This is a genomic window from Clostridium sp. UBA7339, from assembly GCF_002470865.1.
GTDB classification, from domain to species: domain Bacteria; phylum Bacillota; class Clostridia; order Clostridiales; family Clostridiaceae; genus Clostridium_J; species Clostridium_J sulfidigenes.
Map to the genome: position 1 here is coordinate 263,979 of NZ_DKPI01000006.1, position 26,544 is coordinate 290,522.

Sequence of the window (26,544 nt, forward strand, 5' to 3'; positions counted from 1 at the left end):
AGAGGGGGTCTGACCCCGTTACAAAAAAAGGAATGGAGTTTTACTCCCTTTTAAGTATTTATTTTAATTAATCTATTCCCATTTAATATTAAAATCACCTTCATGATTTTTTCCTTCTATGACAATAGTATATTTTTCATCTTTGTTAATCTCCACATCTTTTTTAAAATCATCTGGTTTTTCTACTGAAAAAACTTCATTTTTTTCTTTGTCTATCAATTTAATATTTATGTCACCATTTAAAGTTTCTGAATCAATATGAAATTTCACTTCTTCCGTTTCAAATTTTACACTATATTCATAATATCCGTTGTATTCTTTATAAGAACCTTTTATCCCATTATTATCTTTACTTATGTCTCCACTATTAATCTTATAACTTGAATTCTCTGTACTATAGTTATTACAAGCTACCAATGACATAAATGTTAATGCAATGATAAAAAAACATAATACTAACTTTTTCAAAATATACCTCCTAAAAATAAAACAAATATTCTTAAAATTTTAACTATACCTCCTGTCTGATAATTATATTGTAATACGTCACTCGTATTATAATATAATTATTATATCATTGTTTTTGTACACCTTCAATACCAACCTTACTTTTTCTGTATATTTTACTTGTTATTTCATTTAATTATTTATCTATTTATCTATTTATCTATTTACTGATTAGGTTTCTACTTTTGGACTTTTTTCTTATAATATAAACTTTTATATCCCCAAAAAACTGTGAATATAAATAAAACAATTGCAATAATTATCTTTAATTCTAAAGTATTATAGTTTCCTTTCCATAGAAGATCATATAAAACTAAAAGTAAAAATAATGATGGAATTAATGTAAAATATCTAAATAAGGAAACCATATTAGAGTAATATTGATTAATATCCTCTACATCTGTATATATTTCAAATTTATCTTCATCCTTTTCCTTTGGTTTTTCCAAAATTAATAATTCTCTATTTATATTTTTAGAAGTTGCAACTCTAGATTTACTTTCTTTAATAAATGGTCTAAGTTTAAACTTTCCAAAAGAATACTGTCCAAGGTTACTTCCCTTTATAAAACATTTAATTCCAAAATCATTTAGTTCTTTTATATAATTGTCAATATACTCATTACTGTGATTGGAAACTAATTCCACTGTGTAAATATAGTGGTTATCTTTTTCCTTTGAAAATGTATATAAACATCCCCTTTGAGATACACTTTTTAGTTTGTATCCTTGTTTTGCAATATTGTTTAACCACCTTTCCTGACCTTCAATTGGGTCTAAAAAAAGCCTAAATTTTTTAATCACTTTTTTACCTCCCTTTAAATTTATAACTTCTTATCAATAAATCTTTCTCCAAAGGTATAGATTTCTTTTATTCTTTCATATTCATTCTTAAGTACTTCTTTTCCCTCATCTGTTAACTCGTAAGAGTTTCTTTTGTCATTCTCATCATCTTCTATAGGCGTTAAATAATTCTTTTCATTCAGTTTATTTATAATTCCATATAGAGTACCAGGTCCTAAACTAATTCTACCATGAGTTTTATCTTCTAAAAACATTTTTATAGCATATCCATGTTTTTCATAAAGAAATGCTATCATTACATAATAGGTTGATTCTGTTAATGGTTTATACTTATCTTCCATCTTTAATTTTTATTATTAACCTCCAATTCCAAATATTAATTACTCCGTTATTGCCTTTAAACTTATTGTTATGTATTATTGTAGTAAAACTACAACCAGTATTACTGATCTATTGTTGTCTTTAGATCCTTTTATAGTAAACTTTTCTATAATAAAAAGATGTACTACACATTACTTAATATGTTCTACGTAGTACATCATTTTAATACTCTATTGAATTAAATGCAAGTGAAAAATTTATATTACCATAAACAGATTTCTTAGTATCCTATTGTGATACATGCTAATATACATCTTAGTATCAGTATTATTGATACCTACTAACAGAGTTCTTAATATCAGTATTTTTGATACTCACTAACAGAATTTTCAGTATCAATATTTCCATACTAATAGGTTGTTGTCCCTTAGTGAAATACTTAACCACGGACGTAGCAACTCTTTATTCTCATTTTAAAAAATATGGGAGTATTAGACTTGTAGTCATGGTTTAATATCTAAAAATCTCAAAAATATTACTTATTAACAGAAAAAACATAATCTGCGATTTCTCTTATCTTATCATCGTGTGTAACTATAATTACTATCTTATTATCTTTAACTTCATATAAAATCTTTTTTAACGCATTCATTCCATCTTCATCTAAATATGTTGATGGTTCATCTAATATGAGACAATGCGAATCTTTTAAAAGTGCTCTAATTAATGAAACTTTTTGTTTTTCTCCACCAGATATGGTGTCATTCTTTTTATTTACTTTTTTTTCGCTCAAATTTGATCTAGACTCTCCATTATATAATTTGAACGCTTCTACATAATAATTTAAAAGCTCAAGGTCACAATTATCTATTGAATATTTCAAGTTTGCCTCCAAATTACTTTCAAATAAAGCAGGATTTTGTTCTGCAACTGAAAATAAATCTCTTCTAGCACAAAGCATATCTATATTTTTTATACTTTTATTATTTATAAATACTTCGCCCTGATAATTATTATATATATTTAATATGACATTAATTAAAGTACTTTTTCCACTTCCATTTTCTCCAACAATACAGTATATACTTCCTTTTTCAAATAAATAACTGATGGGCTTAAAAATATTTCCATTACCATTATAGCTAAAAGAAACATTTTTTAGCTCTATTTCATCAATGTGTCCTATTAGTTCACTGCCATTGATTTCCTTTTCTAAAGTGCTAACTTCTCCTATTCTATTAAGACATATTAAAGCACTTTGATAGGTTTTTCCTAATTCTAAAAAGTAATTTACTGCTCCAATAAAAATAGCAAAATAACTGCTCATTATTGTAAATTCTCCAATAGTTAAATTACTACTTATAATTCTTACTCCACCTATAAATATAAGTGCTATTTTGGCTAAATTATTTATTGTAGAACCTAACGATGAAAAAATATAAGCTAGTTTAGTAAATTTCATAATGATATTATATAACTTTTCATATTTTTCACGTACTTCAGTTAATATATTTTGATATAAAGAATTTAACTTAATAAAATAAATATTACTTATTTTATAACTTACATCTGAAAAAAATATATTTTCTTCTTCTTTTACTGAATATCCTTTCTCATATAAAGGCTTTTTAAATGCTAAATAAGAAATAATATATATAGGAACAAATATCATTAATACTAAACTCATTAACCAATCTATTTTAAAAAGCATAAATCCTACAATTATAATACTTAATACCTGTATTACTATACCTATTGAATTAGTTATAAAAAAACTTGATATCTCTTCTGTATCTGAAAAGATTCTTTGACTTAAATAAGCTGCATCTTTTTTCTTTAATTCAATTTGACTTGTTTTCGTCAACTGTAATAATAACTTTTCTTTTAAATCATAAGATATATTAGTAACAATTTTTACTTTTTTCATGTTTGATAGATATGAGCTTATTATTGCAAAAATCGTAAGTACAATAGATATTAATGTAAAACGATATATATTTTCCATTGCTTTTACATTTATTAAATTATCAATATAATCTCCAATAATATAAGGCATTATTATATTAATACTCCATGATAAAATACTTAAAATCAAAAATGTAAAAAACTCAGATTTTCTTTTTGATAGACTAAATTGAATTAAACGAAATATTTTCATTAAACTCACTAACCCTTATTTATAATTTCTGAAAAGTAACTCTTAACTTGTTCTTCTACTATCCCCTTTATTTTAAAGCAACCTGAATCTTCATACTTCTCACTTTTTCCATAGCTAACTGATCCACATCCACCTCCACATGCTGGAAGATATACACAATCTCTACACTCCTCTACATTTAGTGGATTTCTAGTCATCCATTCAAAGTATTTATATGTTATATCTTTTATATTTCCATCTGCATCTAACTTACCAATTCTATGTTCTTCTTCACCAGTATGTTCCCAGCACTTATACATTTCTCCACTTGGCTCAATGGTAAAATTATTATCACAATTAAGTCCACAGTATGTCCATTTTCTCATTGGTCTTCTCTTAACATCAAAGCCTACTTTACCTGCCTTTGTCCACAAATTGCTTAATAAATCACCTAATTCTTCCTCTACATAACAGTTATCTTCATAGGATGAACATGCATCTGTTCCACCTCTTACTATTCCAAAATCTATACTTAATTCATCAAGCCCTTTGCTATGAAAGAAATCCATAAGTTCATTCATATCTTTTATATTAGTTTTATCTACATTTACTCTAATTACTGTATGCAGCTTGTCCTTGTATTTTTTTAGCAACTCTAAGCTTTCTATTATTTTATCAAAGGTTCCTTCTCCATTTTTTCCTATTCTTCTTGTATTATGAATTTCTCTCGTTCCATCTATTGTTATTTGTACATACTTACAATTATATTTAACTAATGATTCTACTATTCTTTCGTCTAACAATGTACCATTGGTTATAATTGATGTTACAAGTGTCATATTGTTTTCTTTACAAAATTGGCTAAGTTCTTCTAGTATGTGTTCTCCTGCTTTATAATTTACTAGAGGTTCTCCTCCAAAAAGTATAATGTTTACACTTTTTGTTCCTCTTTGAAGAGATTCACTTTTTATATGTTTTATTATAGAATTAGCTGTTTCTATTGTCATTGAATTACTCTTTGCCTCTCCTGCACCTTCATAACAATATACGCATCTCAAATTACATGCCCATGTCAATAAAATTGTATAAGATAAATTATTATTTCCATACTTAGCTTTATTATGATAAAAATCAAAATATCTATTTTCATCTATCTCATCTGGTACTATTAATTTTTTCTCAATCATTTCTTTTTTTAGCTCTTCGTCTATTTCACTCATATCATTTTCTTTCATTTTTCCCATAGTCTTATCATCAACTAAAAAACTATTTCCTGATAATGTATTAAATAAAATATTTTCTTCTTTGTTGTATGGTATTAAAAGATTAAATTTTGAATACTTCATTAATTAATATCCCTCCAATATGTAGAGCATTAGATTACAGTAAAATCTTGCTCTCTAATGCTCTTAATTTTTTTTACCAGAACTTAAGTCCGCAAACCTTAGCTCCACAACCGTCAATCCAACAAGCTGTTTCTATAGTTCCCTTGTAATGATCTCCCTCTGAATATAAATTTCCAATAAACATATAAACACCTCCTAATTTTCACCAGTAGTTGAAAAAATATCGATCCAACATCCGTCTACAGGACAAACATCTACTGCACATGCTTCAATTCCACATGCATTTCCACCACATGCGTTTCCGCCACATAATTTACCTGCACATCCATCAGCTCCACAAGCCTTAGCTGGACATCCATCTACTGCGCACATTGGGCTAATTCCACCTGAGCCATAGGCATTTCCAATATACTTCATAAAATCTCCTCCCCTCCAAATAAAATATAGGTATATGTAGTACGTGTTACGTATTACATATACCTATATTACCATTTGAATTATTTATTTTCAATATTTTTACTGTATTTTTTTAAAACATTTTACTTTTTATTACAACAAATTTCATCGATATTTTTCAATTTATCCGATGACTACCCGCTCTAATACTCCCATCTTTTTCAAAGTGGGAGTAAAGAGCGGCTACGACCCTGGATAACGATTTCCCCTAAAGGACAACGAATTCTAAGTATCGAAAATACTGATACTAAGAATTCTGTTAGTAACCTTCAGAGGGAGTAAAAACTCCCTCTGAAGCAAAGAACTCTGTTTATTCTCGCAGCCTACAAACATATTTCTAGTTTTTCAGGCATAAAATAAGGACCCAAAAGTTATTTACCGTTGGTATTACTAACTTTTAAGTCCTTATATTACTTTGGCGGGAATATGTGAGAATCGAACTCACCCGTCGTGGTCTTAGCACGGCAACTCGGTTTTGAAGACCGGCAGGCACACCAGCACCTATCTACTCCCATATTACTTCCTACACTTGGTATTATAAGATGTAATAGATAAAAAATCAAGTATTAAAATCATCAATACTTGATTTTTTTCACTATTAATACATTACTCTATCATTTTCTACACGTTTAGTGAATTTTATACTATCTAGATGTTCCATGATAGCAATGGTATATTTTCTGTTACTTTCAAAAATTTCTTTAGCTGTAGCTGCTGATATAGAGCCATTTTCAAGGATATAATTTCTTACCTTATTCTTAGCTTCTTCATAATCTTCCTTAAGAAGAGTGCAGTCTTCATTTAATTTAATTAAAATTTCCTTATCTATTAGGAGTTCATATACCATCTTAAATCCAGCTCTATCTTTTTCCCCTTGGCCTAAGTCTACATATTTAGGAGGGGTAAACTTTAACCTTTTATATTCATTTATTATAAAGTTTTTCATTCTTTCTTGTTCTTTATTCAAGGTTACATTAAAATCATATAAAGCTATAAACTTTTCACTTACTTTTAATGTTTTCTTTTCTACTAACATGTTTAATATCTCATCATAATTCTTTTGTTTTAATTTTTTAGTAAATATTTTATTTTTAGCTTCTTCCTTAGACATTCCAAATTTTAATGGATTCTTTTTATGGAAATCTTCTATGAGTGCCTTTAATTCTTTTGTTTTATCCTTTAAGAAATCTTTATGGATGAATATGCTATTATCCTGTCCTCCTAGTCTTATTATGGTTTCTTGATCTTCTAAAGCTTTTAATTCCTCTTCTATGTTATCCATGTTTTTACCAAGACTCTTTAATATAGCTAAAGAATCTGGATAGGTATCGCTTAAATTTTTCACTGTATTTTCTAAAATATTAGTAGATTTACCACTTTCTTTTAATTTTAATTCTTCTAAATACTCAGCAGTAACCTTCTTAGATTTTTTAGCATTAGGCTCTATTATTATACCTCCTGCTATGGTATTCATAGGAGAATAGCTTCTTATGATGTAGCGGTCATTTCTTTGAACTGTAATAGGCTTTTCTAATCTCAGTTGAACGTAAGCCCACTGTCCAGGTTTAATTTCTTCTTTATCTAAAGGTATAATTCTACAGATTATTTCTTCTGTACCATGATATAGCCTTACCCTTTGTCTATTTACTATAGACTTTTCAGCGGTTTTTATATGGTACAACTTACAATCTATGATTAAAGAGGGCTCCATAATATCTTCCTTAGCTACCACATTACCTCTTTGTACCTCTGACACCTTAATATTGGCAAGATTTATGGCACAACGCTGTCCTGCTTCTCCAAGTTCTGAAGGCACATCATGGACTCTTATTCCTCTAACCTTGGCCTTAACCTTACCTGGATATATCTCCACGGTATCACCTAGGGATACCTTTCCACTTATTATAGTTCCAGTTACCACTGTACCAAAACCACTTATACTAAAGGATCTATCTACTGGTAATCTAAAATGACCTTCTGTATCCTTTGCTTCTACTTCTTCTGTTAATTTATCTATATCTACAATTAATTCTTCAAAACCCATTTTAGTCTTAGAGGATACTGCGTGAATAGGTGCATCCTCTAAAAAAGTATCCTTAAATTCTTCCTTTATGTCTTCCTTTATCATATCTAACCAATCAGCTTCCACTAAATCTGACTTGGTTAATACTACTATGCCTTTTTTTATATTTAAAAGTTTTAATATTTCAAAGTGTTCCCTGGTTTGCGGCATTATTCCTTCATCGGCAGCTATTACAAGTAACACCACATCTATACTACTTATTCCTGCCAACATATTTTTAATGAATTTTTCATGACCTGGTACGTCAATTATTCCTGCTCTTCTTCCTGAAGGTAAGTCAAAATAGGTAAATCCTAAATTTATAGATATTCCTCTATTTTTTTCTTCTTGTAGAGTATCTGTTTCCCTTCCTGTAAGAGCTTTAATTAAGGTAGTTTTACCATGGTCAATATGTCCAGCAGTACCTATAATTATATGCTTCATCTATTTTACTTCATCCTTTCAAAGCATCTGTTTTATAATAGAGCAGGTAGGTAGTAACCCACCTGATTGATCTAATCTACTCTATAACCTTAAAACATTGTACTATTTCATCAAAATCTTCTTTAAATAAGGTTCTTCCATCTAAAACTAGCTCATCATTGTAAACCCTAGCTATTAGTGGAGTTTCCCCTAATCTAAGTTTTCTCTCCATATCCTCTGGAGAAAATTTTTCACTAGTTACTTTAACTACATAGGTTTCAATTTTTTCTGTAGGCATAGACCCTCCACCTACCATGGATTCACCTTTGTCTATATAAAATTTAAAGTCCTTAGTCTTACTTTGTAGCTTTCTCTTTAGAAGTATACATTTTTTCTTAACTTCTTCCTTAGGCATCAAAATCATATTTAAAGATGGAATGTTATCTATAGCTTCTTTTTCATCTATATAATATTTTAAGGTACCTTCTAAGGCTGCTAAAGTCATTTTGTCAACTCTTAGGGCCCTAGTTAATTGATTCTTTTTCATTCTATCGATATATTTCTTTTTCCCAACAATGATTCCCGCCTGTGGACCACCTAGCATTTTATCTCCACTAAAAGTTACTACATCAATACCTTTTTTTATGCTATCTTGCACGGTAGGTTCATAGGTAAAACCATATTTACCAAAGTCTATAAGAACTCCACTACCTATATCTTCTACCACCGGAATTTCATGCTTTTCTCCCAGTTCTACAAGCTGCTCTAAGGACACTCCTTCTGTAAAGCCTAAAACTTTAAAGTTAGAGGTATGAACCTTTAAAAGTACTCCTGTATTTTCTCTTATATTATTTTCATAATCATATAGATGAGTTCTATTTGTAGTTCCTATTTCCACTAGCTTAGCTCCACTAAACTTCATAACTTCTGGTATTCTAAAGGAGCCACCTATTTCTACTAGTTCTCCTCTAGAAACTATGACTTCCTTTTCCTTTGCTAAGGTATCTAGGACTAACATTATAGCTGCTGCATTATTATTTACTACCATGGCAGCTTCTGCTCCAGTAACCTTTTTAATAATTTCTTCTATGTGAGAATATCTAGAACCTCTTTTCCCGCTTTCTATGTCATATTCTAAATTATTATAGCTACCTGCCACTGTTATCACATTTTCTATAGCTTTTTTTCCTAAAAGTGAACGACCTAAATTAGTATGTATAACAGTTCCTGTGGCATTTATCACCCTTTCTAGGTGCATTTTGTTTTTGCTTTCTAGAGTATGAACTGCAAAATCTAGTACTTGCTCTGTATTTAAACTATCTATATTGCCTTTTAATATACCATTTCTATAAAATTCTATGGCTTCCCTTAAGGATTCTAAAACTATGGTTCTAGAATTTTCTTCTATTAACTTATTTACTGATTGAAGTTTTAAAAGTTCATCTATCTTAGGTAATTTTCTTAATAATTCCTTATTCATTTTACTTCTCCCATGCATTTTAATAAGATACAACTTATGTATGGCTATCTATTCAACCACTAGGGGTACTTCACCCTTTTCAATTACTTCACCAATAATAGCAGGTTTTATATCTAACTTCATTAATCTTTCCATCATAGACTGAACTTGATCTTGAGGAGTAGATATTAATAAACCTCCTGAGGTTTGTGGATCAAATAAAGCATCCTCTAACCATTCTGGAATATCCTCTAATTTATACTTGCCATCTAAATATCCTTTATTGTTATAGGTTCCTGCAGGCACTAAACCCATCTCTGCATATTCTCTAGCACCTTTAATCACTGGAATTTTATCTTTAAATAACTTTATAGTGATATCAGAAGCTGATGCCATCTCATATCCGTGACCCATTATTCCAAAGCCAGTAACATCTGTGCATGCATTTATGTTGTAATCTACTATAATTTCACCTGCATATTTATTTAAGGTACTCATAACCTTTACAGCTTCATCATATACTTCCTTGGATGCTATTTCTGCCTTTATAGCTGTATTAACAATTCCTGTACCTATAGGCTTTGTTAATATAAGTACGTCTCCCACCTTACAACCATGGTTTTTAAGGACCTTTTCAGGATGTACTATTCCCATAACAGATAACCCATACTTAGGTTCGTCATCTTCAACAGTATGTCCACCAATCACTACGGCACCTGCTTCTATGACTTTATCAGCGCCACCTTTTAAAATTTCTCCTAATATATCTATATTAAGGCAATTAGGAAAGCAAACTATATTCATGGCTACTGTAGGCTTTCCTCCCATGGCATAAACATCACTTAGGGAATTTGCAGCTGCTATGGCTCCAAAGGTATAAGGATCATCTACCACTGGTGTAAAGAAATCTAAGGTTTGAATAGCTGCTATATCCTCTGTTAGCTTGTAAACTGCTGCATCATCAGAAGTTTCTATTCCTACTAATAGGTTTTCATTTGACATTTTAGGTAATTTGTCTAGTATTTTTGAAAGGGTCTCCGGCCCTATTTTCGCTGCTCATCCAGAGGTCTTTGAAAGTTCTGTTAATCTTTTTGACATGGTTTTACCTCCTTATTTTATAATAAAAACAAACACTATTTTTTATTAAATTTAACTTTATTTAGTATTAAAAATTATACTAATTCTTTAATAATTCTATACTAATACTCATTTTATGTCTACCTTATCTCTCAATTTCTCTAAGGTTTTTACTCCTATACCCGTTATATTTGTCAGTTCATCTACGGAGTTAAATTTTCCATTTTCATTTCTGTAATCTACTATACTTTGAGCTTTTACTTGACCAATACCTGGAATGGTCATTAGTTCATCCACCGTTGCTTTATTTATATTTATTTTTCCTTTTGAATCTACAGCTCCTGTATCCTTTTCCTGCTGTTCTTCAACTTCAATTTCTGAATCTAATACTTCTTCGCCTATTTTATATATTTTAATACATTGTTCATCTTCTAGTATTTTAGAAAAATATATCTTTTCCTCATCTGCTTCTGGTGTCAGTCCCCCTGCTATTTCAATTAAGTCTCTTACTCTAGAACCTGCTTTTAATTCATATTCTTTAGGAGCTTTCACTGCACCTTTTATATCTACAACTATTTTATTATCATTTATATTTTCTTGATTTTCACTATCTTTTTTATTACTATCTTTATTACTATCTTTATTCTCAGTATTTTCATTTTCTCCATTACCTTTTGAATTTTGGCTTTGAAAATACTGTTGTTCATCAAGGAATACCTCTTTATATTCTTCTTCTTTATTGTGATTAATTATGTATCTTGCTACCAAAAATATAATACTAAGTATTAATATGGATAATGCTCCAATTATTTTTTCTTTTAATTTCACTTTAATACACCTCTCAATTAACATCTTATCCATATTTTTTATAAATTATTATCGTACTTCCAACTTTTTTTTGATATAATTATGTATTATGTGTTAAAAAAGTTACTAGATAAAAATTAAATATGTATAGTAAGGAGATTTCTATGAAAAAACTATTATTTATCATATTATCATTTTTTGCTATAACCCTATTAAGTTATGGTAATGCATATGCATACTCAGACCCACCTTCAATAACTGGTAAAAGCGTGGTAGTTATGGATGCTAATACTGGGGCAGTGGTCTATGGTAAAGATGAAAATAAACCTTATCCACCAGCATCTACAACAAAACTAATGACAGTACTTCTAACTCTAGAAAATTGTGATCTAGATGAAGTTGTAACTGTAGGTGAATTTCCTCCTACCATTGAGGGTTCAAAAATCTATGTAGATGTGGGAGAAAAGATGACTGTAGAAGAAATGTTATATTCAGTAATAATGGTTTCTGCAAATGATTGTGCTGCTGCTCTAGCAGAGCATATCTCTGGCTCCATTGAAGAGTTTGCCGTATTAATGAATCAACGTGCAAAGGAACTGGGCTGTAAAAATACCAACTTTGTAAATCCTCATGGACTTTATGATGATAAACATAGAACTACAGCTTATGATTTAGCTCTTATGGAAAAAGAATTATTAAATCACGAAAAATATATTGAAATATCTAAAACTAAATCTACCTTCTTACAGCCTACAAATATTTTTAAAGAAAAAAGACCTCTTTGGAACGATAATAGACTACTTCACGATGCTTATGAATGCTATTATCCAGATGCCATTGCTGGTAAAACAGGCTATACTGATGAATCTCGTCATTCTTTTGTAGCTTCTGCTTGTAAAGGGGATAACAAGTTTATAATAGCAATATTATTTGATGAAAATAAAGCCTATTATGATGAAACTCCTAAACTTTTTGATTGGGCCTTTAAAAACTTTTCCACTGAAAAAGCTTTTTCAAAAGGTGAAGAAATAGGTACTTACGAAACTACTAATGGTTCGATTATCCCTTTATTGGCTGATAAAAACATACTATATACAAAGGATAATAGTTCTAAAGAAAAGCCATCAATAGTAATTAATAAGGATACTCTTAGTAATAAATTTTTTAATAAGGGTGAGCCTATTACTACTGTTGCAGTCAATTATAATGATCAAAGCTATACCAGTGAGGTTTTAAGTGGTAGTGATTACGAAGAAGAAGTGCTTCCTGTAGTTGGAAATTTAGTTACTACAAAAGATAACACTATAAGCTATAAAAATCTATTTATGATTATAGGTGGAATAGTTTTAGGAATTATTCTTCTAATATTGGCTATTATATATATTATTAAGAAAAGAAGATTAGCCAAAAAACGAAAAAAACTTTTCTCTTCTTATAATTCATACAAAAATAAATATTAATTTACCAAAATATAAATGGTGCTGCATTATTAACTAATGAAGCACCATTTCTTTATCCCATGACTTCCAACTCTAATACTCCTATCTTTTTCAACATGGGAGTAAAGAGCTGCTAGGTCTCCGGCTATGAATTTTCTATTTGGATTGAAGGTTATGTATAAGCTTTGTCATATCCTCTGGCAGAGTACTTTCAAAGTTTAAAATCTCACCACTTCGAGGATGTGGCAATGTTAGAGCATAAGCATGTAGAGCTTGACGACTTATTAATTCTTCATCATTAAAATCACTATAGAGTTGTTCTCCATATATAGGACATCCTACATAGCTTAAGTGTACCCTTATTTGATGGGTTCTTCCAGTCTCCAAGACCAATTCTACTAAAGTTCCCTCTTTATAGCTCTCTTTTATCTTGTAATGAGTAATACTTCTTTGACCATCTTCTAAAACTGCTCTTTTTATTGTTTCATCTGTAGATCTTCCTATAGGTAAGTCTATAGTACCTTCTTGATTTTCAAGGTTTCCATGAATTATAGCTAAATAAGACTTTTTAATTAAATTCTTCTCCATGGATTTTGCTAAATTCATGTGAGAAAATTGATTTTTAGCTATCATAATAAGTCCAGAAGTATCTCTATCTAATCTACTAACTAATCTTACTATTGAATTATCATTATTACTTCTAAAATGATGAATAACTCCATTGGCTAAGGTTCCCATAGGATGACTTTTAGTTGGGTGAACTACCATAAAAGAAGGCTTATCAACTATTAATAGATCATCATCTTCATAAATAACCTTTATGTTTAAATCTTCACCTTCTATATTTTGGCTTTCCTCTGCATTAACAGTAACTTCAATAACATCATCTTCTTGAAGTTTATAGTTAAGCTTTACTTCCTTACCATTTACTCTTAATCTTCTATCCATAGCGGAACCACGAATGAATCTACCGGAAAGATTTAAATTCTCCTTCATGTAGTCTCTTATCTTCACATCCTGGCCTTCTTTTCCTACCTTATATGTAATAAAACTCATCTTCTAGTCACCTCTATTTATAAATATTTAAGCCTCCTTGTGTAGGAGGCTTAATCATATACTTAATTATTCTACTATTGCTATTACTTCTATTTCTATTAAAGCATCTTTTGGTAATTTACCTGGTTGAACACAAGATCTTGCAGGTGGATTTGCATTGAAATACTTTCCATATACTTCATTCATGGCTGCAAAGTCATTCATATCCTTTATAAATACCATAGTTTTTACAACTTTATCTAAGGACGTACCAGCCTCTTCAAGAATAGCTTTAACATTTTCTAAGCACACAGCTGTAGCCTTTTGTATATCATCATTTACTAATTCTCCAGCTTGATTTATTGGTAATTGACCTGAAGTGTATAGTAAATTTCCTACCTTTACTGCCTGTGAGTATGGTCCTAAAGCTGCAGGTGCTTTTTCAGTGTTGATTATGATTTTATCCATTTTTTTGCCTCCCCAAATTAAATTATTATATATTATTAGATAATTTTTACCTAGTAATATCAGTTTCTTTTAGTAACTAACAAATAATTTCTAGCTTTAATGGTATCTATATGCATTATTGAGTTTCTAGATAAAATATACATTATAGTATCGTCAAAGGATTTTAAAAGAGCTTTATCTAAATCCTCATAGGCTAAAGTTCTTAATTCTTCCACACCTTTAAAATTTCTTGAAGGCTCTATACAATCAGCAATATAAACTATTTTTTCTAATGTTGACATATTTTCTCGTCCTGTAGTATGATATTTTATTGCATTTAAAATATCTTCATCTTCCACATGGAACATTTCCTTTGATATGTATGCTCCAATTAAACCATGTAAAAGCTGAGGAGATTTGTAATATATATCTGAAATAATTATTCCATTACTCCTTGCTTTATTAATTAAATCATTGGCAGAAAAATTTTTAGCACAATCATGACAAAGCCCAGCTATTCTACCTTTATTAGGATTTATACCATAATGTTTTGCAAGGTCTTCACTAGTTTTCATTACACCTAAACTATGGTTATATCTCTCCTTGGTAAGATGAATTTTTATATAATCTTTTATTCTATTTTCCTGCCACATACCTTACACCTTATTTCTATATAAATTATATTGATTAATTACCTCCTCTACCCCTTGGGGAAGAAGGTAATTAACCATTTTATCTTCTGAAATTTTCTTTTTAATTTCTGTAGATGATATATCTAAAAGAGACATTTCTAACAAGATTATCTCTTTGCCATACTCTTTCTCTAAATCCTTTTTCATTTTTAATACATCATCCATAGCATATCCAGTTCTAGAAAACACAACTAAAGTGCAGTTATCTAATATTATGTGAATATTTTTCCACTGCCTTAAAGTCATTAAACTATCTACTCCAACTAAGAAATACCATTGAGTATAAGGTTCTCTATGGTTAAACTGCATTAGAGTATTATAAGTATAACTTAAACTGTCACTTTTCATCTCAAAATCACTTATGGAGAACTTTTTCTCACCTTTTATGGCCTGATAAACCATTTTATACCTAATTTTCTCTTCTGTCACAGCCCTAGCCCTTTTATGTGGCGGTCGACCATTTGGCATAAATATGACTTCATCTAGGCTTAAATTATATAGTGCTTCATAAGCTATATGAATATGTCCTATATGTATAGGATCAAAAGTTCCTCCAAAAATCGCCTTTTTCATGCTATTACCTCTTTAAATTATAATACCATATATGAAGTATTTTACCAACTGCAATTGGAATACTTGTTTAAAAGTTACATATATTTAAAGGTTTCTAAAACTCTATTAAATGTATATTATTTAGGAAGTTCTATTTTAGGATTTTTCTTAGATTTTCGATAGATAACTAATTTACTTCCTATAGCTTGAATTCCTTCACAACCTAATTCTTCACATAAAATTTCTGAAGCTTCTCTTGCTGTAATCCCACTATTATTTAAAGTTTTTATCTTGATTAGCTCTCTTGATTCTAGAGCCCCATCTATCTGCTTAAGAAAGTTTTCTTCTATGCCACCTTTTCCTACTTGGAATATAGGTGCTAATTGACTTCCAAGAGATCTAAGATAGCTTCTTTGTTTTGTTGTTATCATGTTATTTATTTCCCCCTAATTTTATAATAAGAACTCAAATTCAAAATCATTTAATCTTACTAGGTCACCATCTTGTATTCCCATATCCTTTAACTCATCGATAATTCCTTTGTTTCTTAAAACTTTATGGAAGTATCTTAATGAATCTGGCTCATTTACATTTACACTAGTTAATAATCTATCTACAAAGGATCCTGTAATCTCAAATATACCTTCTTCGACTTCATTTATTTCATATGTAAATCTCTTTTCTTCAGGAATAAATTTATCCTCTTCTGAAATCTCTAATTCCTTAACAGGAATTGTGCTAAGCATTTCAGCTGCAGCCTTCATAAGATCATCTACACCTTCATTGGTAGCTGCAGATATCTTATATATCTTATCATAGCCCATAGCTTGTAATTCTTTTTTAAAGTTTTCATAAACTTCTTCATCATAGAGCATATCAGATTTATTTGCTGCAATTATCTGTGGTCTATCCCATAGCTTTATGCTATATTTTTTAAGTTCTTCATTAATTCTTTTAAAGTCTTCTATAGGATTTCTTCCTTCAACTCCAGAAATATCAACTACATGAATAAGCATTCTAGTTCTCTCTATATGTCTTAAGAACTCTAATCCTAATCCTACTCCCTCTGCTGCTCCTTCTATGATACCTGGTATATCAGCAATAACAAAAGGTTCTATACCCTTCACAGCTACTACTCCAAGGTTTGGTTTTATAGTAGTAAAGTGGTAGTTAGCTATCTTTGGTCTAGCCTTAGATACCATGGATAAAAGTGTTGATTTTCCTACATTAGGGAATCCTAGAAGTCCTACATCTGCTAAAAGTTTAAGTTCTAACTTAATCCATCTTTCTTCTCCTGGCATACCTGGCTCTGCAAAGTTTGGCGCCTGTCTTGTAGGAGTACAAAATTTTGCATTTCCTTTTCCGCCTTTTCCACCTTTACATACTACAAATTTATCGCCATCATGAGCTAAGTCACACATAACTTTATCTGTTTCAAAGTCTTTAACTATAGTTCCCATTGGAACTCTGATAATAATATCTTCTCCACCCCTTCCGTAGCATTTAGAGCCTTCACCCTTTCCTCCATTCGGAGCTACGAATTTACGGTGATAAGAAAAATCTAATAGGGTAGTCATATTACTATCTACTACTAATATGACACTTCCACCGTCTCCACCATCTCCACCATCTGGTCCACCTAGTGGAGCAAATTTTTCTCTTCTAAAATGAATGGAACCATTACCACCATCTCCGGACTGTACAAAAATCTTGGCTGTATCTATAAACATTATTATTTCACCTTCCTAACAAAATATCCTTTGATATTTTTACGAATTAAGTATGAGTATATTATTATTATTTACAAAAATAATAATTTTACCTATGTTTTATTTTAAAACTAATTAACACCTAGGGATGTTTTTTTATAACATAGAATAAATAATTGCCCTATGAGTAAATAATTGTCCTATGTCATAAAAAAGCACCCTTACGGGTGCTTAATTAACTATTCAGCTATTGCAATTTCTACATCGATTGGATAAACACTAGCTTTTTTCTTGCTTTTACCCATTCTTTCAAATCTTACAACTCCATCAACCTTAGCGAAAAGAGTGTCATCTCCACCGATACCAACGTTTGTACCTGGGTGAATTTTTGTTCCTCTTTGTCTTACAAGGATGTTTCCTGCAAGTACAAATTGTCCGTCTGCACGTTTAACCCCTAATCTCTTAGATTCACTATCTCTACCGTTCTTAGAGCTACCTACTCCTTTTTTATGAGCACATAACTGAAGGTTTATTAGTAACATATCACTGCACCTCCTCTACTACAACTTTGATATATTTTCCATAACTAATTTCTAAATTCTTTAATCCCAATAACATCGTTTCTAGTAGGACTTGTGTACTTTCTATTTCCACATGAGATAACTTAGATACATCTAAAGCTATATTTCCCTCTTCCGCGATATATGTAGGTTTTAACTTTAGCACCTCTAACACTCCTAAGATTGTTACCTGGGCTAAATTACTTACAGAACCACAAACAACATCATCATAAACAGTTGTATTTTGCTTAACATCAAAATACTCAGCATGCCCATATACATGAAATGATACTAACATGCTCTTTATTCTCTTGAAAGTTACCTTAATCATAATTAAGCTTCAATCTTCTCAATTACAACTTTAGTAAATGGTTGTCTATGACCTTGTTTCTTTCTGTAGTCTTTCTTTGGCTTATATTTGAAAACTATAACTTTCTTAGCTTTTCCTTGTGCTACTACTTTAGCAACAACTTTAGCTCCTTCAACTACAGGCTTTCCAACTACTAAACCGTCTTCTTTTCCAACTGCTAAAACTTTATCGAATTCTACAGTTGAATCAACTTCAGCTTCAAGTTTTTCAACGAATAAAACGTCTCCCTCTTGAACTCTGTATTGCTTTCCTCCAGTAAGTAAAACTGCGTACATTAAATACACCTCCTCAATCCAGTCTCGCCATCTCAGGTATAACTTACAAATTCTTTACAAAATTTTATAAGTTAGTTTAAAAACCTTATGTGTGCGGTCTACAAATGACATTTTAACACATACGCTGATGATTGTAAAGCAACTTATGGTATTTTTTTATTGATGACTATCACCTCTAATACTACCATGTTTTTCAAAATTATTACTTATATCTAGTTTTTGCAGAAAATACTTTTAATTCTTGCATAGCTTCAATTTGGCTATGAAAAATTAAAGATTCAACTTTAAAATTATCTAGATTTTCCTGAAATCTAATAAAAATATCACAGTCTAGCCCATCTAATTTCTCCACAAAAGTTACAATATCATTGTTTATTTCATTCTCATAGTTTCTATCTAGTTCTATATAGATATTTCTAATTCCCTGCTCTGATTTTATTTTTTTCACTTTACCTTTTAAAATGCTTAATATATATTCTAAAGATACTTTTTCTCCTGTACCTTTACAATAAACACAGGAATTAAAAACATAATCACATATGGATTTGCCATATTTTTTTCTAGTTATCTGAACTAAATTTAATTCTGTGAAAGGATATATTTTAGTATTATGCTTATCATCCTTAAACTCTTCTTGTAAAACTTTTAAAACTTCAGCTTTATCTTCATGAGATTTCATATCTACAAAATCTACTACTATTATCCCACCTAGATTTCTCAGTCTTATCTGTTTTACTACTTCCTTAGCAGCCTCCATATTAGTTACTAAAATATTTTTTTCCTTTAAGGATGGCTTTATGTTTTTAGCCGTATTTACATCCACCACATTCATGGCTTCAGTACGTTCTAACACAATGTTACCACCACTGGATAAGTTAATTTTATTATGTCTTAACGCTAAAATTTCTTTTTCTATGCCATAATTATCAAATATGGATAAAGCTCCTTCATAAAAACTTAGATGAAGATTTTCTAAGCGCTTTTCTTTAATTAACTTTTCATAGTAAAGGTAATCTTCATAATTATCAACTACTATCTCAGCTCCACCTTCAGTATAATTTCTTAAGACCCTACTTAGAATCCCATTATCTTTATAAAGAGGTCCTACTTTAGATGAGTAAGCAAACTTATTACATATTTCTTCATATCTATGTATTAACTCACTTATTTCTTCCTTTAAAATGTTTATATCAATATTTTCTGCTTTTGTTCTAATTATTATTCCAACATCCTCAGGTTTTGATATATCTTCTTCTATTAATTCTTTAAAATTTGGTGTTTTAATCTTTTTTGAAATTTCTATATGGCTATGTTCTTTAGTAAGTACTGCATAGGCTCCTGGTAAGGAGATGTTTCTAGTTACCTTTGGACCTTTTTTATCTATCTCTTCCTTTACTACCTCTACCATAACTTCATCACCTTTTTTTAAGGTGTTTATATGCTGATTTTTTTCTAGGGAAAGATATCCATTTTTTTCATAACCTATGTCTACGAAAGCACCATGAATAGAAGGTACTATATTTTTAATTACACCTCTATATATGTCTCCTACCTTAGGACTTTCTGTATCTTCTTCTATAAAGCACTCTTTAAGAATATCACCATATTTCACTGCAATCTTTAATAATGTATTTTGTCTTTCAATGAATATTTTTTTCATTAAATCAACTCCTAGTACTGTGCAAAATACTCTTGAAGTGTAAGTAGTTCTTTTCCTTTAAAAGCATACATTTCTACTCTTTTTATATCAACAAAGGCATCTTCCTTAATTCCCTTTACATGAGTTTTTATAAATTCACTAAGTAAACTTGCTGATAGGTTTTCTCTGCTTCCACAACTAAGAAGTCCTTCTATGATTAATATTTCATTATCTATGGAGTACTTTATTTCTTTAACTAAAGGCTTAATATCTGTTTCCTTTTCTCCTGATTTAGATTTCTTTAAAATTGTCCATTGACTTAAATCCAATAAAGAATCTATATCTAGTGCAGACTCATCCTGAAGTTTAAACTTTATTATATATTTAGCTGCATCTATGGTAGCCATTGCTTGTTGATTTTTCTGTCCTTCTTTTCTGGCTACCTTGGTAACGGATAAAAATTTAACTCCACCTACTGTATTTTCATTTAAAGTCTTTAGAATTTCATTTTCATCAAATGCTTCAATAAACACTGCATCTAAATATTCTCCTGTAGAATATACCCCTACTGATAGGGGTTGTGCTATAGATATGCTCATATGAGGATTAAACCCCTTAGAATACTCTATTGGTAGTTTTGCTCTTCTTATAACTCTTTGTATAGTTCTCATTAAATCTAAATGAGATAAAAACTTTATTTCACTTTCTTTAGTGTATTTTATTAAATAACGCACCATGAAAGCACTCCCTTTCCTTAAAGCTAGTATTGATTCCACATCCTGTACATCTCTCTCTACAGTCTGGTGTTAAAACCATTTCTTTAGCTTTTTCATTTTCACTTATTAGATAGCTTTTACTTACTCCTATATCAATGAAGTCCCATGGTAAGATTTCATCATAACTTCTTTCTCTATAAGCATAGAAATCTCCATCTACCCCACATTCTTCAAAAGCTTCTTGCCACAATTCAAAGTTGAAGTACTCGTTCCAGCCATCAAACCTAGCGCCCTTTTCAAAGGCCTTCACTAGAACATCACAAAGTTTTCTATCCCCTCTTGCAAATACTGCTTCTAGGTAGCTAAGTGCCGATTCATGCCAATTGTAGTTAATAGCCTTACTTTTTATAGCATCTCTAAGACTTGAAATTTTTTCTCTCACTTCAGCCACTTGATTCATTGGAGCCCATTGGAAAGGTGTAAATGGCTTTGGTACTAATATAGAAGTACTTACTGTAACTCTTAAGCCCCTCTTTCTTACATCCCTAGGTACATGGAAGTATTCCTCTACTACCTTTTCTGCTAAATGTGCAATTCCTTCTACGTCTTCTACGGTTTCGTAAGGAAGTCCTATAACAAAGTATAGCTTTATAGTTGACCAACCTGATTCAAAGGCATTTCTAGCAGATCTTAATAAGTCTTCTTCTGTTACTCCTTTGTTTATTACATCTCTCATCCTTTGAGTTCCAGCTTCTGGAGCAAATGTTAATCCTGTCTTTCTTACCTTTTGTATCTCCTTTATTAAATCTACAGAGAAGGCATCTATTCTAATTGATGGTATAGATACTCCTATTTTTTCTTCTCCATACTTTTCAATTAAAGAAAATATTAAGTTTTGGATATTAGAGTAATCACAAATACTTAAGGAACTTAGAGAAATCTCCTGATAACCTGTGTTTTTTACTAGAATATCGATTTCTTCCATAAGCTTTTCTGTGGTTTTTTCTCTAACTGGTCTGTATATCATTCCTGCTTGGCAGAATCTACATCCCCTTGTACAGCCTCTAAAGGTCTCTATAACTATTCTATCATGAATAATTTCTGTATAAGGAACTATGAATTTTTCTGGAGAATTGTTAGCATTAAAATCTGAAACTATTCTCTTTTTAACAGTTTTAGGTACATCCTCATACTTTGGAGTCATGTCCTTAATAGTGCCATCTTCATTGTAATTTACGTCATAAATGGATGGTACATAAACTCCTTGAATCTTTGAAATAGCTCTTAGGTATTCGGCCTTTGATTTACCCTTCATTTCCTTATAAACATCTAAAACATCATGGGTAACTTCTTCTCCTTCACCTAATATGAAGACATCAGCTATATCATATAAAGGCTCAGGGTTATAAGCACAAGGACCTCCCATCATGATGATAGGATATTCTTCTCCCCTTTTTGAAGCTCTAACTGGTATATTACACATATCTAACATATTTAAAATATTAGTATAGCTCATTTCATATTGAAGAGTGAATCCTAAAATATCAAATTCACTAAGGGAATCCTTAGTTTCAAGAGTTCCTAGTGGAATGTTATTTTCTCTTAGTAGTTTTTCCATATCTGGCCAAGGTGCAAAGCATCTTTCACAGAAGGTATCCTCTCTCTCATTCATAAGATGATATAGAATTTTTGTTCCCAAGTGGGACATTGCCACTTCATAAACATCTGGGAAACAAAAAGCATATCTAATATCTACACTGTTTTTATCTTTATTATATGAGTTTAATTCTCCACCTATATATCTAGCTGGTTTCTCAACTCTGTACAAAATATCGTCGGAAATTTTATTCATTGAGTATCCTCCTTAAGTTAATTCAACTTAGCTTAAGAGGATTTTACATCCGCTAAAGCTAAGTTTCATTTTAGCACAACTATATAATATTTCAAGTAACTATACTATTTTTCATAGCTTTCTAGAAGTTCTTCAAGAGTTATATTTCCCAATTCCTTAATTCCATTTAATATGTCCTCTTCATATAAAACTCCTATCATGTTCATTTCATCATCAAGTACAGTAAATACATTATACTTGTTTTTATCTATTAATTCTATTAATTGTAATATATTTATTTTGTAATAAACAGAAATACTTTTATTTTCTAGGTATCCTCTACCTATTAGCTTTTCCTTTTTTTTGATGATATATCCCATTATTATATAAGCTATCCTCCCTTTTTCCTTATAGGAAATCATTAATATAAATATAGAAAAAAAGGCAAAATCTAAAACCAGTCGCTCCATGCATAATCCCATTAAAAAGATTGCTCCAAATATATATCCTATTACTATACTTATATTTAGCGCAATCTTATTAGCTTTTTTATATATGAGCTTAATATTAAGAATATCTCTTAATATACGACCTCCATCTAAAGGAAATGCTGGTATAAGATTAAATATGCCTATAACTAAATTATAATTGCAAAATTCAATAAAATTAGAATTAGAAAAATATCTGCCTAAAAAATAACTAGTTAAAGCAATTAAAAAATTCCCTATTGGACCACTTAAGGATATAATAATATCTTCCTTAGGAGTTGCCTCTTCTAGCTCCTTTAATTTTAGTGTAGTACCTATTGGTAATATATCTATAGAAAATCCTGAATAACCTAATATTCTTGCTGTTATTAAATGAATAATTTCATGGATGATTATGATTATAAAACCTATAATTAACTCACTTTTAAATCCTATAATCAATATTAAAATTATATAGGGTATTAAGTATTTGCTTATTCGTATCAATGATTTCCCCCTAATAATCTTGCTATATCATAGTTTCAAAATTAAAGCATTTCTCTGGGTTTAAAATATTTCCCATATAAAATACTTCTATACTTAATATATTGCCTTCATCTCCCTTAACTGTACCGATAACTTCTCCTGTATCAACAGCATCTCCAATTTTAACTTTGCTACCGCTTAGACCATAATATTTCATCTCAATACCATCACCATAGTCTAGGATTAAAGTAATTTCTTTTCCTTCAGTGACACTCTTTACCTTTCCTGGAAAGGATGCCTTTATATCACTTTCATTAGTTAGGCTTAAAGAAAGTCTATTATCTTTTATAGTGATTTGATTTTTATCCTTTATGGTTATGGGGTTTACATAGTTTTCTTTTATATAATTTTCTTTCTTTTCTTCAAAACTAACCATAGACTTTACTTCATTAAAAACTTCAGTTATTTTTTCTTCCTTAAATACATCCAATATATTTTTCTCTTTAAATGCTTGGACTATATTTTCCACAGTAATATTTTTTTCCTTCAATAAACCATTATTTATAATTGCTATACTCTTATCATATACCTTATTAACGTAACTGTTAGGATATGTTCTAGCGAGAAATAGTCCAGCTAGAAGAACTAGAACTATTACGCATTGAATAATCAATATATTAGCAAATCCTTTCCCAAAAATGTTTAAATAAATGGGGAAGGTATTTCTTCTACTATTTAATTTATTGTTACTACCTTTAGTACTATTTCCACTATATTTTGTAGGTTTATACTCACTGGTTCCTGTTTGTTTTTTCATATTAGAATAATATTTTTGATAATATTCATTATAAATTCCCATAAAATATCCCCCCATAATTTATTATTACTAATTTATATATATTAAAAAAAACTAACTTTATGATGGGTATGAAAATTTATTTTCATAAGAGCATAATAAAAAAAGGCTGTCTCAGTATATGCCAATCCTAAAATAATGTTAATCATGGACTTATATTAAAGTACAAATTCAACATTTTAAAAAGATTGACAAATTGTCTTGAGACAGCTTATTTTATTAATATTATTATTAATTTTATTATCTGTTTTTTAAAGCCTTCATGAATACTTCTGCTGTACCTATATTAGTTGCAAGAGGTATACAGTGAACATCTGAGAGTCTTATAAGGGCTGTTACATCAGGTTCATGGGGTTGAGCTGTAAGAGGATCTCTTAAAAAAATTATCATATCCATATTTCCTTCTGCAAGTCTTGCTCCTATTTGTTGGTCGCCGCCTAAGGGGCCTGATAAAAATCTATATATAGGAAGACCAACTATTTCATTTATAAGTTTCCCTGTAGTGCCTGTAGCATAAAGTTCATGATCCTTTAGCACATCCTTATATCTTTTAGCAAAATCAATGATGTCATCCTTCTTTTTATCGTGTGCAACCAATGCAACTCTCATTTAAATCACTCCTAAAAATTAATTTTATTCTTTCTCATACCTATATTTAAAGCTAATCCTAAAGATATAAAATAAGTTAACATAGAACTTCCACCATAACTAACAAAAGGTAATGTTATACCTGATATAGGAAGTAATCCAATGGTCATCCCGATATTTTGAATTATTGAAAATAGTATAGATGCTATTACACCTACCACTATAATACCTCCAGCTATATCTTTTGAGTTCTTTGCTATATTTATAAGTTTGCATAAAAGTATTCCATATAACATCATAAGTACTAGAGCGCCAACTAATCCCCATTCTTCACCTAATACAGCAAAGATAAAGTCTGTATGGTTTTCTGGTACAAACTTATATTGTTTTCCATTCATAAATCCCATACCAAATATTCCACCAGAACCTATGGCTATTTTAGATTGAATTAACTGCATCCCTTCTGTTTGTGCATAGTCTTCCGGGTTAATAACTGCTAAAAACCTTAATTTCCAATATGGTTTCATAAAAGGTGAATAAAAGAATCCTACAACAGCAGCTGTTAATGCAGTAAGTCCTCCAACTATGACCTTCCAATTTAAGTTTGCTACAATCACTATACCTAACATTATAAAAAACGAAACCATGGTAAGTCCCATATCTGGTTGTATTACAATTAGTATCACTGGAATTACTGCATAAAATAAAACCTTAAAAAATGTTTTTAAATTATTTATATCCCCTTCAGCATCTTCTATAACCTTTGCAACCATAAGAATCATACCTATTTTGGCAAACTCTCCAGGTTGAATGGCTCTATTTCCTATTTGAATCCATGCATTAGCTCCATTTACCGCTTTACCGGTTATATCATTGAAAAGCAAAAGTATAACTGCTGCCCAATATATAACAGGGGCATAATTTAAAAGTTGAACATAGTCTAAAGTTAATATGAAGTATATAGTTATCATACCTACAATCATCCAAGCAAATTGAAGCATGGCATACTTAGCTCCAATGGCAGAATAAATATTAACTATACCAAAGGCTACAATTAAAAATACTACAATTAAAATACTAAAATCTATATTTTTAATTAACTTATCATTAATTTTAAATTTTTCTAATAATTTATTCATTTGCATCTCCCTCCATACCTGTTCCTATTATATCATAACAAGGAAAAAAAGCTATGAAAACATAGCTTTTTTGATTACCTTCTCTTAACTTTTTTAATAGGTATACTAGCCACTAAAGCTGGGGAGTTCCCATCATATTCATCACTAGTAGTTATTCTTATTTCAATCTCTTCTCCACTTTCAATTTCTGCATAATTAGATATAGTCTTAAGCAACTCCATTTTAATATTCTCTAAAAAATCTGGCGAAACGGTAGCTCTATCATGGACTAGAATAAGTTTTAATCTATCTGCAGCAATATCCTTTGAAGATACTTTGCTTGAAAAAATTTTAAACAAGTCCATA

The 26,544-nt window shown here is 30.1% G+C and carries 28 protein-coding genes and 1 tRNA gene; 1 reads left to right on the forward strand and 28 read right to left on the reverse strand.

Going from position 1 to position 26,544, the window contains the following annotated elements; all coding sequences use genetic code 11:
* Positions 1 to 72: 72 nt before the first annotated feature.
* The 11 genes from B2S02_RS04635 to B2S02_RS04685 form a co-directional block, all read right to left on the reverse strand.
* Entirely contained in the window at positions 73 to 468 is a 396-nt protein-coding gene (locus tag B2S02_RS04635; RefSeq protein WP_346848409.1) for a hypothetical protein, read from the reverse strand.
* Between the two features lie 218 nt (positions 469 to 686).
* Positions 687 to 1,310: a DUF2812 domain-containing protein gene (locus B2S02_RS04640; protein WP_346848408.1), complete on the reverse strand. Its 624-nt coding sequence runs from the start codon at positions 1,308 to 1,310 to the stop codon at positions 687 to 689.
* A gap of 20 nt (positions 1,311 to 1,330) precedes the next feature.
* Positions 1,331 to 1,651, reverse strand: coding sequence for a PadR family transcriptional regulator (locus B2S02_RS04645; RefSeq protein ID WP_346848407.1), 321 nt, complete (start codon positions 1,649 to 1,651; stop codon positions 1,331 to 1,333).
* Between the two features lie 515 nt (positions 1,652 to 2,166).
* Entirely contained in the window at positions 2,167 to 3,789 is a 1,623-nt protein-coding gene (locus B2S02_RS04650) for an ABC transporter ATP-binding protein (RefSeq protein ID WP_346848406.1), read from the reverse strand.
* An 8-nt stretch (positions 3,790 to 3,797) separates the two neighbouring features.
* Positions 3,798 to 5,114, reverse strand: a complete 1,317-nt coding sequence (locus tag B2S02_RS04655; protein ID WP_346920369.1) for a Cys-every-fifth radical SAM/SPASM peptide maturase CefB — start codon at positions 5,112 to 5,114, stop codon at positions 3,798 to 3,800.
* A gap of 195 nt (positions 5,115 to 5,309) precedes the next feature.
* Positions 5,310 to 5,531: a Cys-every-fifth RiPP peptide CefA gene (locus tag B2S02_RS04660; RefSeq protein WP_346848404.1), complete on the reverse strand. Its 222-nt coding sequence runs from the start codon at positions 5,529 to 5,531 to the stop codon at positions 5,310 to 5,312.
* Between the two features lie 455 nt (positions 5,532 to 5,986).
* Positions 5,987 to 6,083, reverse strand: a tRNA-Sec gene (locus tag B2S02_RS04665).
* An 85-nt stretch (positions 6,084 to 6,168) separates the two neighbouring features.
* On the reverse strand, positions 6,169 to 8,076 hold the full coding sequence (gene selB, locus B2S02_RS04670; protein WP_346880175.1) for a selenocysteine-specific translation elongation factor: 1,908 nt from the start codon (positions 8,074 to 8,076) through the stop codon (positions 6,169 to 6,171).
* 76 nt (positions 8,077 to 8,152) lie between these two features.
* Positions 8,153 to 9,535, reverse strand: a complete 1,383-nt coding sequence (gene selA / locus B2S02_RS04675; RefSeq protein ID WP_346920370.1) for an L-seryl-tRNA(Sec) selenium transferase — start codon at positions 9,533 to 9,535, stop codon at positions 8,153 to 8,155.
* Between the two features lie 48 nt (positions 9,536 to 9,583).
* On the reverse strand, positions 9,584 to 10,612 hold the full coding sequence (selD, locus tag B2S02_RS04680) for a selenide, water dikinase SelD (RefSeq protein WP_084178008.1): 1,029 nt from the start codon (positions 10,610 to 10,612) through the stop codon (positions 9,584 to 9,586).
* A gap of 108 nt (positions 10,613 to 10,720) precedes the next feature.
* The gene (locus tag B2S02_RS04685; RefSeq protein ID WP_346920371.1) at positions 10,721 to 11,452 is read right to left on the reverse strand and encodes a helix-hairpin-helix domain-containing protein; all 732 of its coding nucleotides are present in this window, start codon (positions 11,450 to 11,452) and stop codon (positions 10,721 to 10,723) included.
* A 110-nt stretch (positions 11,453 to 11,562) separates the two neighbouring features.
* On the opposite strand from B2S02_RS04685, the gene B2S02_RS04690 reads away from it, so the two are divergent.
* The gene (locus B2S02_RS04690) at positions 11,563 to 12,858 is read left to right on the forward strand and encodes a D-alanyl-D-alanine carboxypeptidase family protein (RefSeq protein WP_346920372.1); all 1,296 of its coding nucleotides are present in this window, start codon (positions 11,563 to 11,565) and stop codon (positions 12,856 to 12,858) included.
* Positions 12,859 to 12,993: 135 nt separating this feature from the next.
* Here B2S02_RS04690 and B2S02_RS04695 read toward each other — a convergent pair whose 3' ends face one another.
* The 17 genes from B2S02_RS04695 to minE all read right to left on the reverse strand — a co-directional run bounded on the left by B2S02_RS04695 (position 12,994) and on the right by minE (position 26,543).
* The gene (locus B2S02_RS04695; RefSeq protein WP_346878639.1) at positions 12,994 to 13,893 is read right to left on the reverse strand and encodes an RluA family pseudouridine synthase; all 900 of its coding nucleotides are present in this window, start codon (positions 13,891 to 13,893) and stop codon (positions 12,994 to 12,996) included.
* Positions 13,894 to 13,959: 66 nt separating this feature from the next.
* Positions 13,960 to 14,340 carry a RidA family protein gene (locus B2S02_RS04700; protein WP_035128819.1) on the reverse strand — a complete coding sequence of 127 codons (381 nt, stop codon included), beginning with the start codon at positions 14,338 to 14,340 and terminating at the stop codon, positions 13,960 to 13,962.
* 59 nt (positions 14,341 to 14,399) lie between these two features.
* Positions 14,400 to 14,972, reverse strand: coding sequence for a bis(5'-nucleosyl)-tetraphosphatase (symmetrical) YqeK (gene yqeK, locus B2S02_RS04705; RefSeq protein ID WP_346876486.1), 573 nt, complete (start codon positions 14,970 to 14,972; stop codon positions 14,400 to 14,402).
* A gap of 3 nt (positions 14,973 to 14,975) precedes the next feature.
* On the reverse strand, positions 14,976 to 15,584 hold the full coding sequence (gene nadD / locus B2S02_RS04710) for a nicotinate-nucleotide adenylyltransferase (RefSeq protein WP_346920373.1): 609 nt from the start codon (positions 15,582 to 15,584) through the stop codon (positions 14,976 to 14,978).
* A 116-nt stretch (positions 15,585 to 15,700) separates the two neighbouring features.
* Positions 15,701 to 15,994, reverse strand: a complete 294-nt coding sequence (yhbY, locus tag B2S02_RS04715) for a ribosome assembly RNA-binding protein YhbY (protein ID WP_035128811.1) — start codon at positions 15,992 to 15,994, stop codon at positions 15,701 to 15,703.
* Positions 15,995 to 16,015: 21 nt separating this feature from the next.
* Positions 16,016 to 17,293: a GTPase ObgE gene (obgE, locus tag B2S02_RS04720; protein ID WP_346848396.1), complete on the reverse strand. Its 1,278-nt coding sequence runs from the start codon at positions 17,291 to 17,293 to the stop codon at positions 16,016 to 16,018.
* 218 nt (positions 17,294 to 17,511) lie between these two features.
* A complete protein-coding gene (rpmA, locus tag B2S02_RS04725; RefSeq protein ID WP_346848395.1) occupies positions 17,512 to 17,814 on the reverse strand; it encodes a 50S ribosomal protein L27 in 303 nt (100 codons plus the stop codon).
* A 1-nt stretch (position 17,815) separates the two neighbouring features.
* Positions 17,816 to 18,163: a ribosomal-processing cysteine protease Prp gene (locus B2S02_RS04730; RefSeq protein ID WP_346876485.1), complete on the reverse strand. Its 348-nt coding sequence runs from the start codon at positions 18,161 to 18,163 to the stop codon at positions 17,816 to 17,818.
* Positions 18,164 to 18,165: 2 nt separating this feature from the next.
* Complete coding sequence (rplU, locus tag B2S02_RS04735; RefSeq protein WP_035128800.1) at positions 18,166 to 18,477, reverse strand: 50S ribosomal protein L21; 312 nt, start codon at positions 18,475 to 18,477, stop codon at positions 18,166 to 18,168.
* A 202-nt stretch (positions 18,478 to 18,679) separates the two neighbouring features.
* Entirely contained in the window at positions 18,680 to 20,137 is a 1,458-nt protein-coding gene (locus B2S02_RS04740; RefSeq protein ID WP_346920374.1) for an Rne/Rng family ribonuclease, read from the reverse strand.
* 11 nt (positions 20,138 to 20,148) lie between these two features.
* Entirely contained in the window at positions 20,149 to 20,850 is a 702-nt protein-coding gene (locus B2S02_RS04745) for a TIGR03936 family radical SAM-associated protein (RefSeq protein ID WP_346880224.1), read from the reverse strand.
* Entirely contained in the window at positions 20,825 to 22,684 is a 1,860-nt protein-coding gene (locus B2S02_RS04750; RefSeq protein ID WP_346920375.1) for a TIGR03960 family B12-binding radical SAM protein, read from the reverse strand. The genes B2S02_RS04745 and B2S02_RS04750 overlap by 26 nt, the downstream gene beginning before the upstream one ends.
* Before the next feature lie 104 nt (positions 22,685 to 22,788).
* Entirely contained in the window at positions 22,789 to 23,637 is an 849-nt protein-coding gene (locus B2S02_RS04755) for a site-2 protease family protein (protein WP_346848391.1), read from the reverse strand.
* Positions 23,638 to 23,659: 22 nt separating this feature from the next.
* A complete protein-coding gene (locus B2S02_RS04760; RefSeq protein WP_346848390.1) occupies positions 23,660 to 24,475 on the reverse strand; it encodes a M23 family metallopeptidase in 816 nt (271 codons plus the stop codon).
* A 237-nt stretch (positions 24,476 to 24,712) separates the two neighbouring features.
* On the reverse strand, positions 24,713 to 25,081 hold the full coding sequence (gene mgsA / locus B2S02_RS04765) for a methylglyoxal synthase (protein ID WP_035128787.1): 369 nt from the start codon (positions 25,079 to 25,081) through the stop codon (positions 24,713 to 24,715).
* 11 nt (positions 25,082 to 25,092) lie between these two features.
* The gene (gene rodA / locus B2S02_RS04770) at positions 25,093 to 26,199 is read right to left on the reverse strand and encodes a rod shape-determining protein RodA (RefSeq protein WP_346878634.1); all 1,107 of its coding nucleotides are present in this window, start codon (positions 26,197 to 26,199) and stop codon (positions 25,093 to 25,095) included.
* A gap of 74 nt (positions 26,200 to 26,273) precedes the next feature.
* Positions 26,274 to 26,543: a cell division topological specificity factor MinE gene (gene minE / locus B2S02_RS04775; protein WP_150843815.1), complete on the reverse strand. Its 270-nt coding sequence runs from the start codon at positions 26,541 to 26,543 to the stop codon at positions 26,274 to 26,276.
* Between the last annotated feature and the right edge of the window lies 1 nt (position 26,544).

What these genes read in the sequence shown, in the direction of transcription:
- rpmA (WP_346848395.1), bottom strand. Translation starts at nt 17,814, where the DNA reads ATGTTACTAATAAACCTTCAGTTATGTGCTCATAAAAAAGGAGTAGGT.
- rodA (WP_346878634.1), bottom strand. Translation starts at nt 26,199, where the DNA reads ATGAATAAATTATTAGAAAAATTTAAAATTAATGATAAGTTAATTAAA.
- mgsA (WP_035128787.1), bottom strand. Translation starts at nt 25,081, where the DNA reads ATGAGAGTTGCATTGGTTGCACACGATAAAAAGAAGGATGACATCATT.
- B2S02_RS04685 (WP_346920371.1), bottom strand. Translation starts at nt 11,452, where the DNA reads ATGGATAAGATGTTAATTGAGAGGTGTATTAAAGTGAAATTAAAAGAA.
- B2S02_RS04750 (WP_346920375.1), bottom strand. Translation starts at nt 22,684, where the DNA reads ATGAATAAAATTTCCGACGATATTTTGTACAGAGTTGAGAAACCAGCT.
- B2S02_RS04655 (WP_346920369.1), bottom strand. Translation starts at nt 5,114, where the DNA reads ATGAAGTATTCAAAATTTAATCTTTTAATACCATACAACAAAGAAGAA.
- B2S02_RS04730 (WP_346876485.1), bottom strand. Translation starts at nt 18,163, where the DNA reads ATGATTAAGGTAACTTTCAAGAGAATAAAGAGCATGTTAGTATCATTT.
- yhbY (WP_035128811.1), bottom strand. Translation starts at nt 15,994, where the DNA reads ATGATAACAACAAAACAAAGAAGCTATCTTAGATCTCTTGGAAGTCAA.
- minE (WP_150843815.1), bottom strand. Translation starts at nt 26,543, where the DNA reads ATGGACTTGTTTAAAATTTTTTCAAGCAAAGTATCTTCAAAGGATATT.
- rplU (WP_035128800.1), bottom strand. Translation starts at nt 18,477, where the DNA reads ATGTACGCAGTTTTACTTACTGGAGGAAAGCAATACAGAGTTCAAGAG.
- B2S02_RS04760 (WP_346848390.1), bottom strand. Translation starts at nt 24,475, where the DNA reads ATGGGAATTTATAATGAATATTATCAAAAATATTATTCTAATATGAAA.
- B2S02_RS04660 (WP_346848404.1), bottom strand. Translation starts at nt 5,531, where the DNA reads ATGAAGTATATTGGAAATGCCTATGGCTCAGGTGGAATTAGCCCAATG.
- B2S02_RS04645 (WP_346848407.1), bottom strand. Translation starts at nt 1,651, where the DNA reads ATGGAAGATAAGTATAAACCATTAACAGAATCAACCTATTATGTAATG.
- B2S02_RS04650 (WP_346848406.1), bottom strand. Translation starts at nt 3,789, where the DNA reads ATGAAAATATTTCGTTTAATTCAATTTAGTCTATCAAAAAGAAAATCT.
- B2S02_RS04740 (WP_346920374.1), bottom strand. Translation starts at nt 20,137, where the DNA reads ATGAAAAAAATATTCATTGAAAGACAAAATACATTATTAAAGATTGCA.
- B2S02_RS04695 (WP_346878639.1), bottom strand. Translation starts at nt 13,893, where the DNA reads ATGAGTTTTATTACATATAAGGTAGGAAAAGAAGGCCAGGATGTGAAG.
- obgE (WP_346848396.1), bottom strand. Translation starts at nt 17,293, where the DNA reads ATGTTTATAGATACAGCCAAGATTTTTGTACAGTCCGGAGATGGTGGT.
- nadD (WP_346920373.1), bottom strand. Translation starts at nt 15,584, where the DNA reads ATGAAAAAGGCGATTTTTGGAGGAACTTTTGATCCTATACATATAGGA.
- selB (WP_346880175.1), bottom strand. Translation starts at nt 8,076, where the DNA reads ATGAAGCATATAATTATAGGTACTGCTGGACATATTGACCATGGTAAA.
- selA (WP_346920370.1), bottom strand. Translation starts at nt 9,535, where the DNA reads ATGAATAAGGAATTATTAAGAAAATTACCTAAGATAGATGAACTTTTA.
- B2S02_RS04690 (WP_346920372.1), top strand. Translation starts at nt 11,563, where the DNA reads ATGAAAAAACTATTATTTATCATATTATCATTTTTTGCTATAACCCTA.
- yqeK (WP_346876486.1), bottom strand. Translation starts at nt 14,972, where the DNA reads ATGTGGCAGGAAAATAGAATAAAAGATTATATAAAAATTCATCTTACC.
- B2S02_RS04700 (WP_035128819.1), bottom strand. Translation starts at nt 14,340, where the DNA reads ATGGATAAAATCATAATCAACACTGAAAAAGCACCTGCAGCTTTAGGA.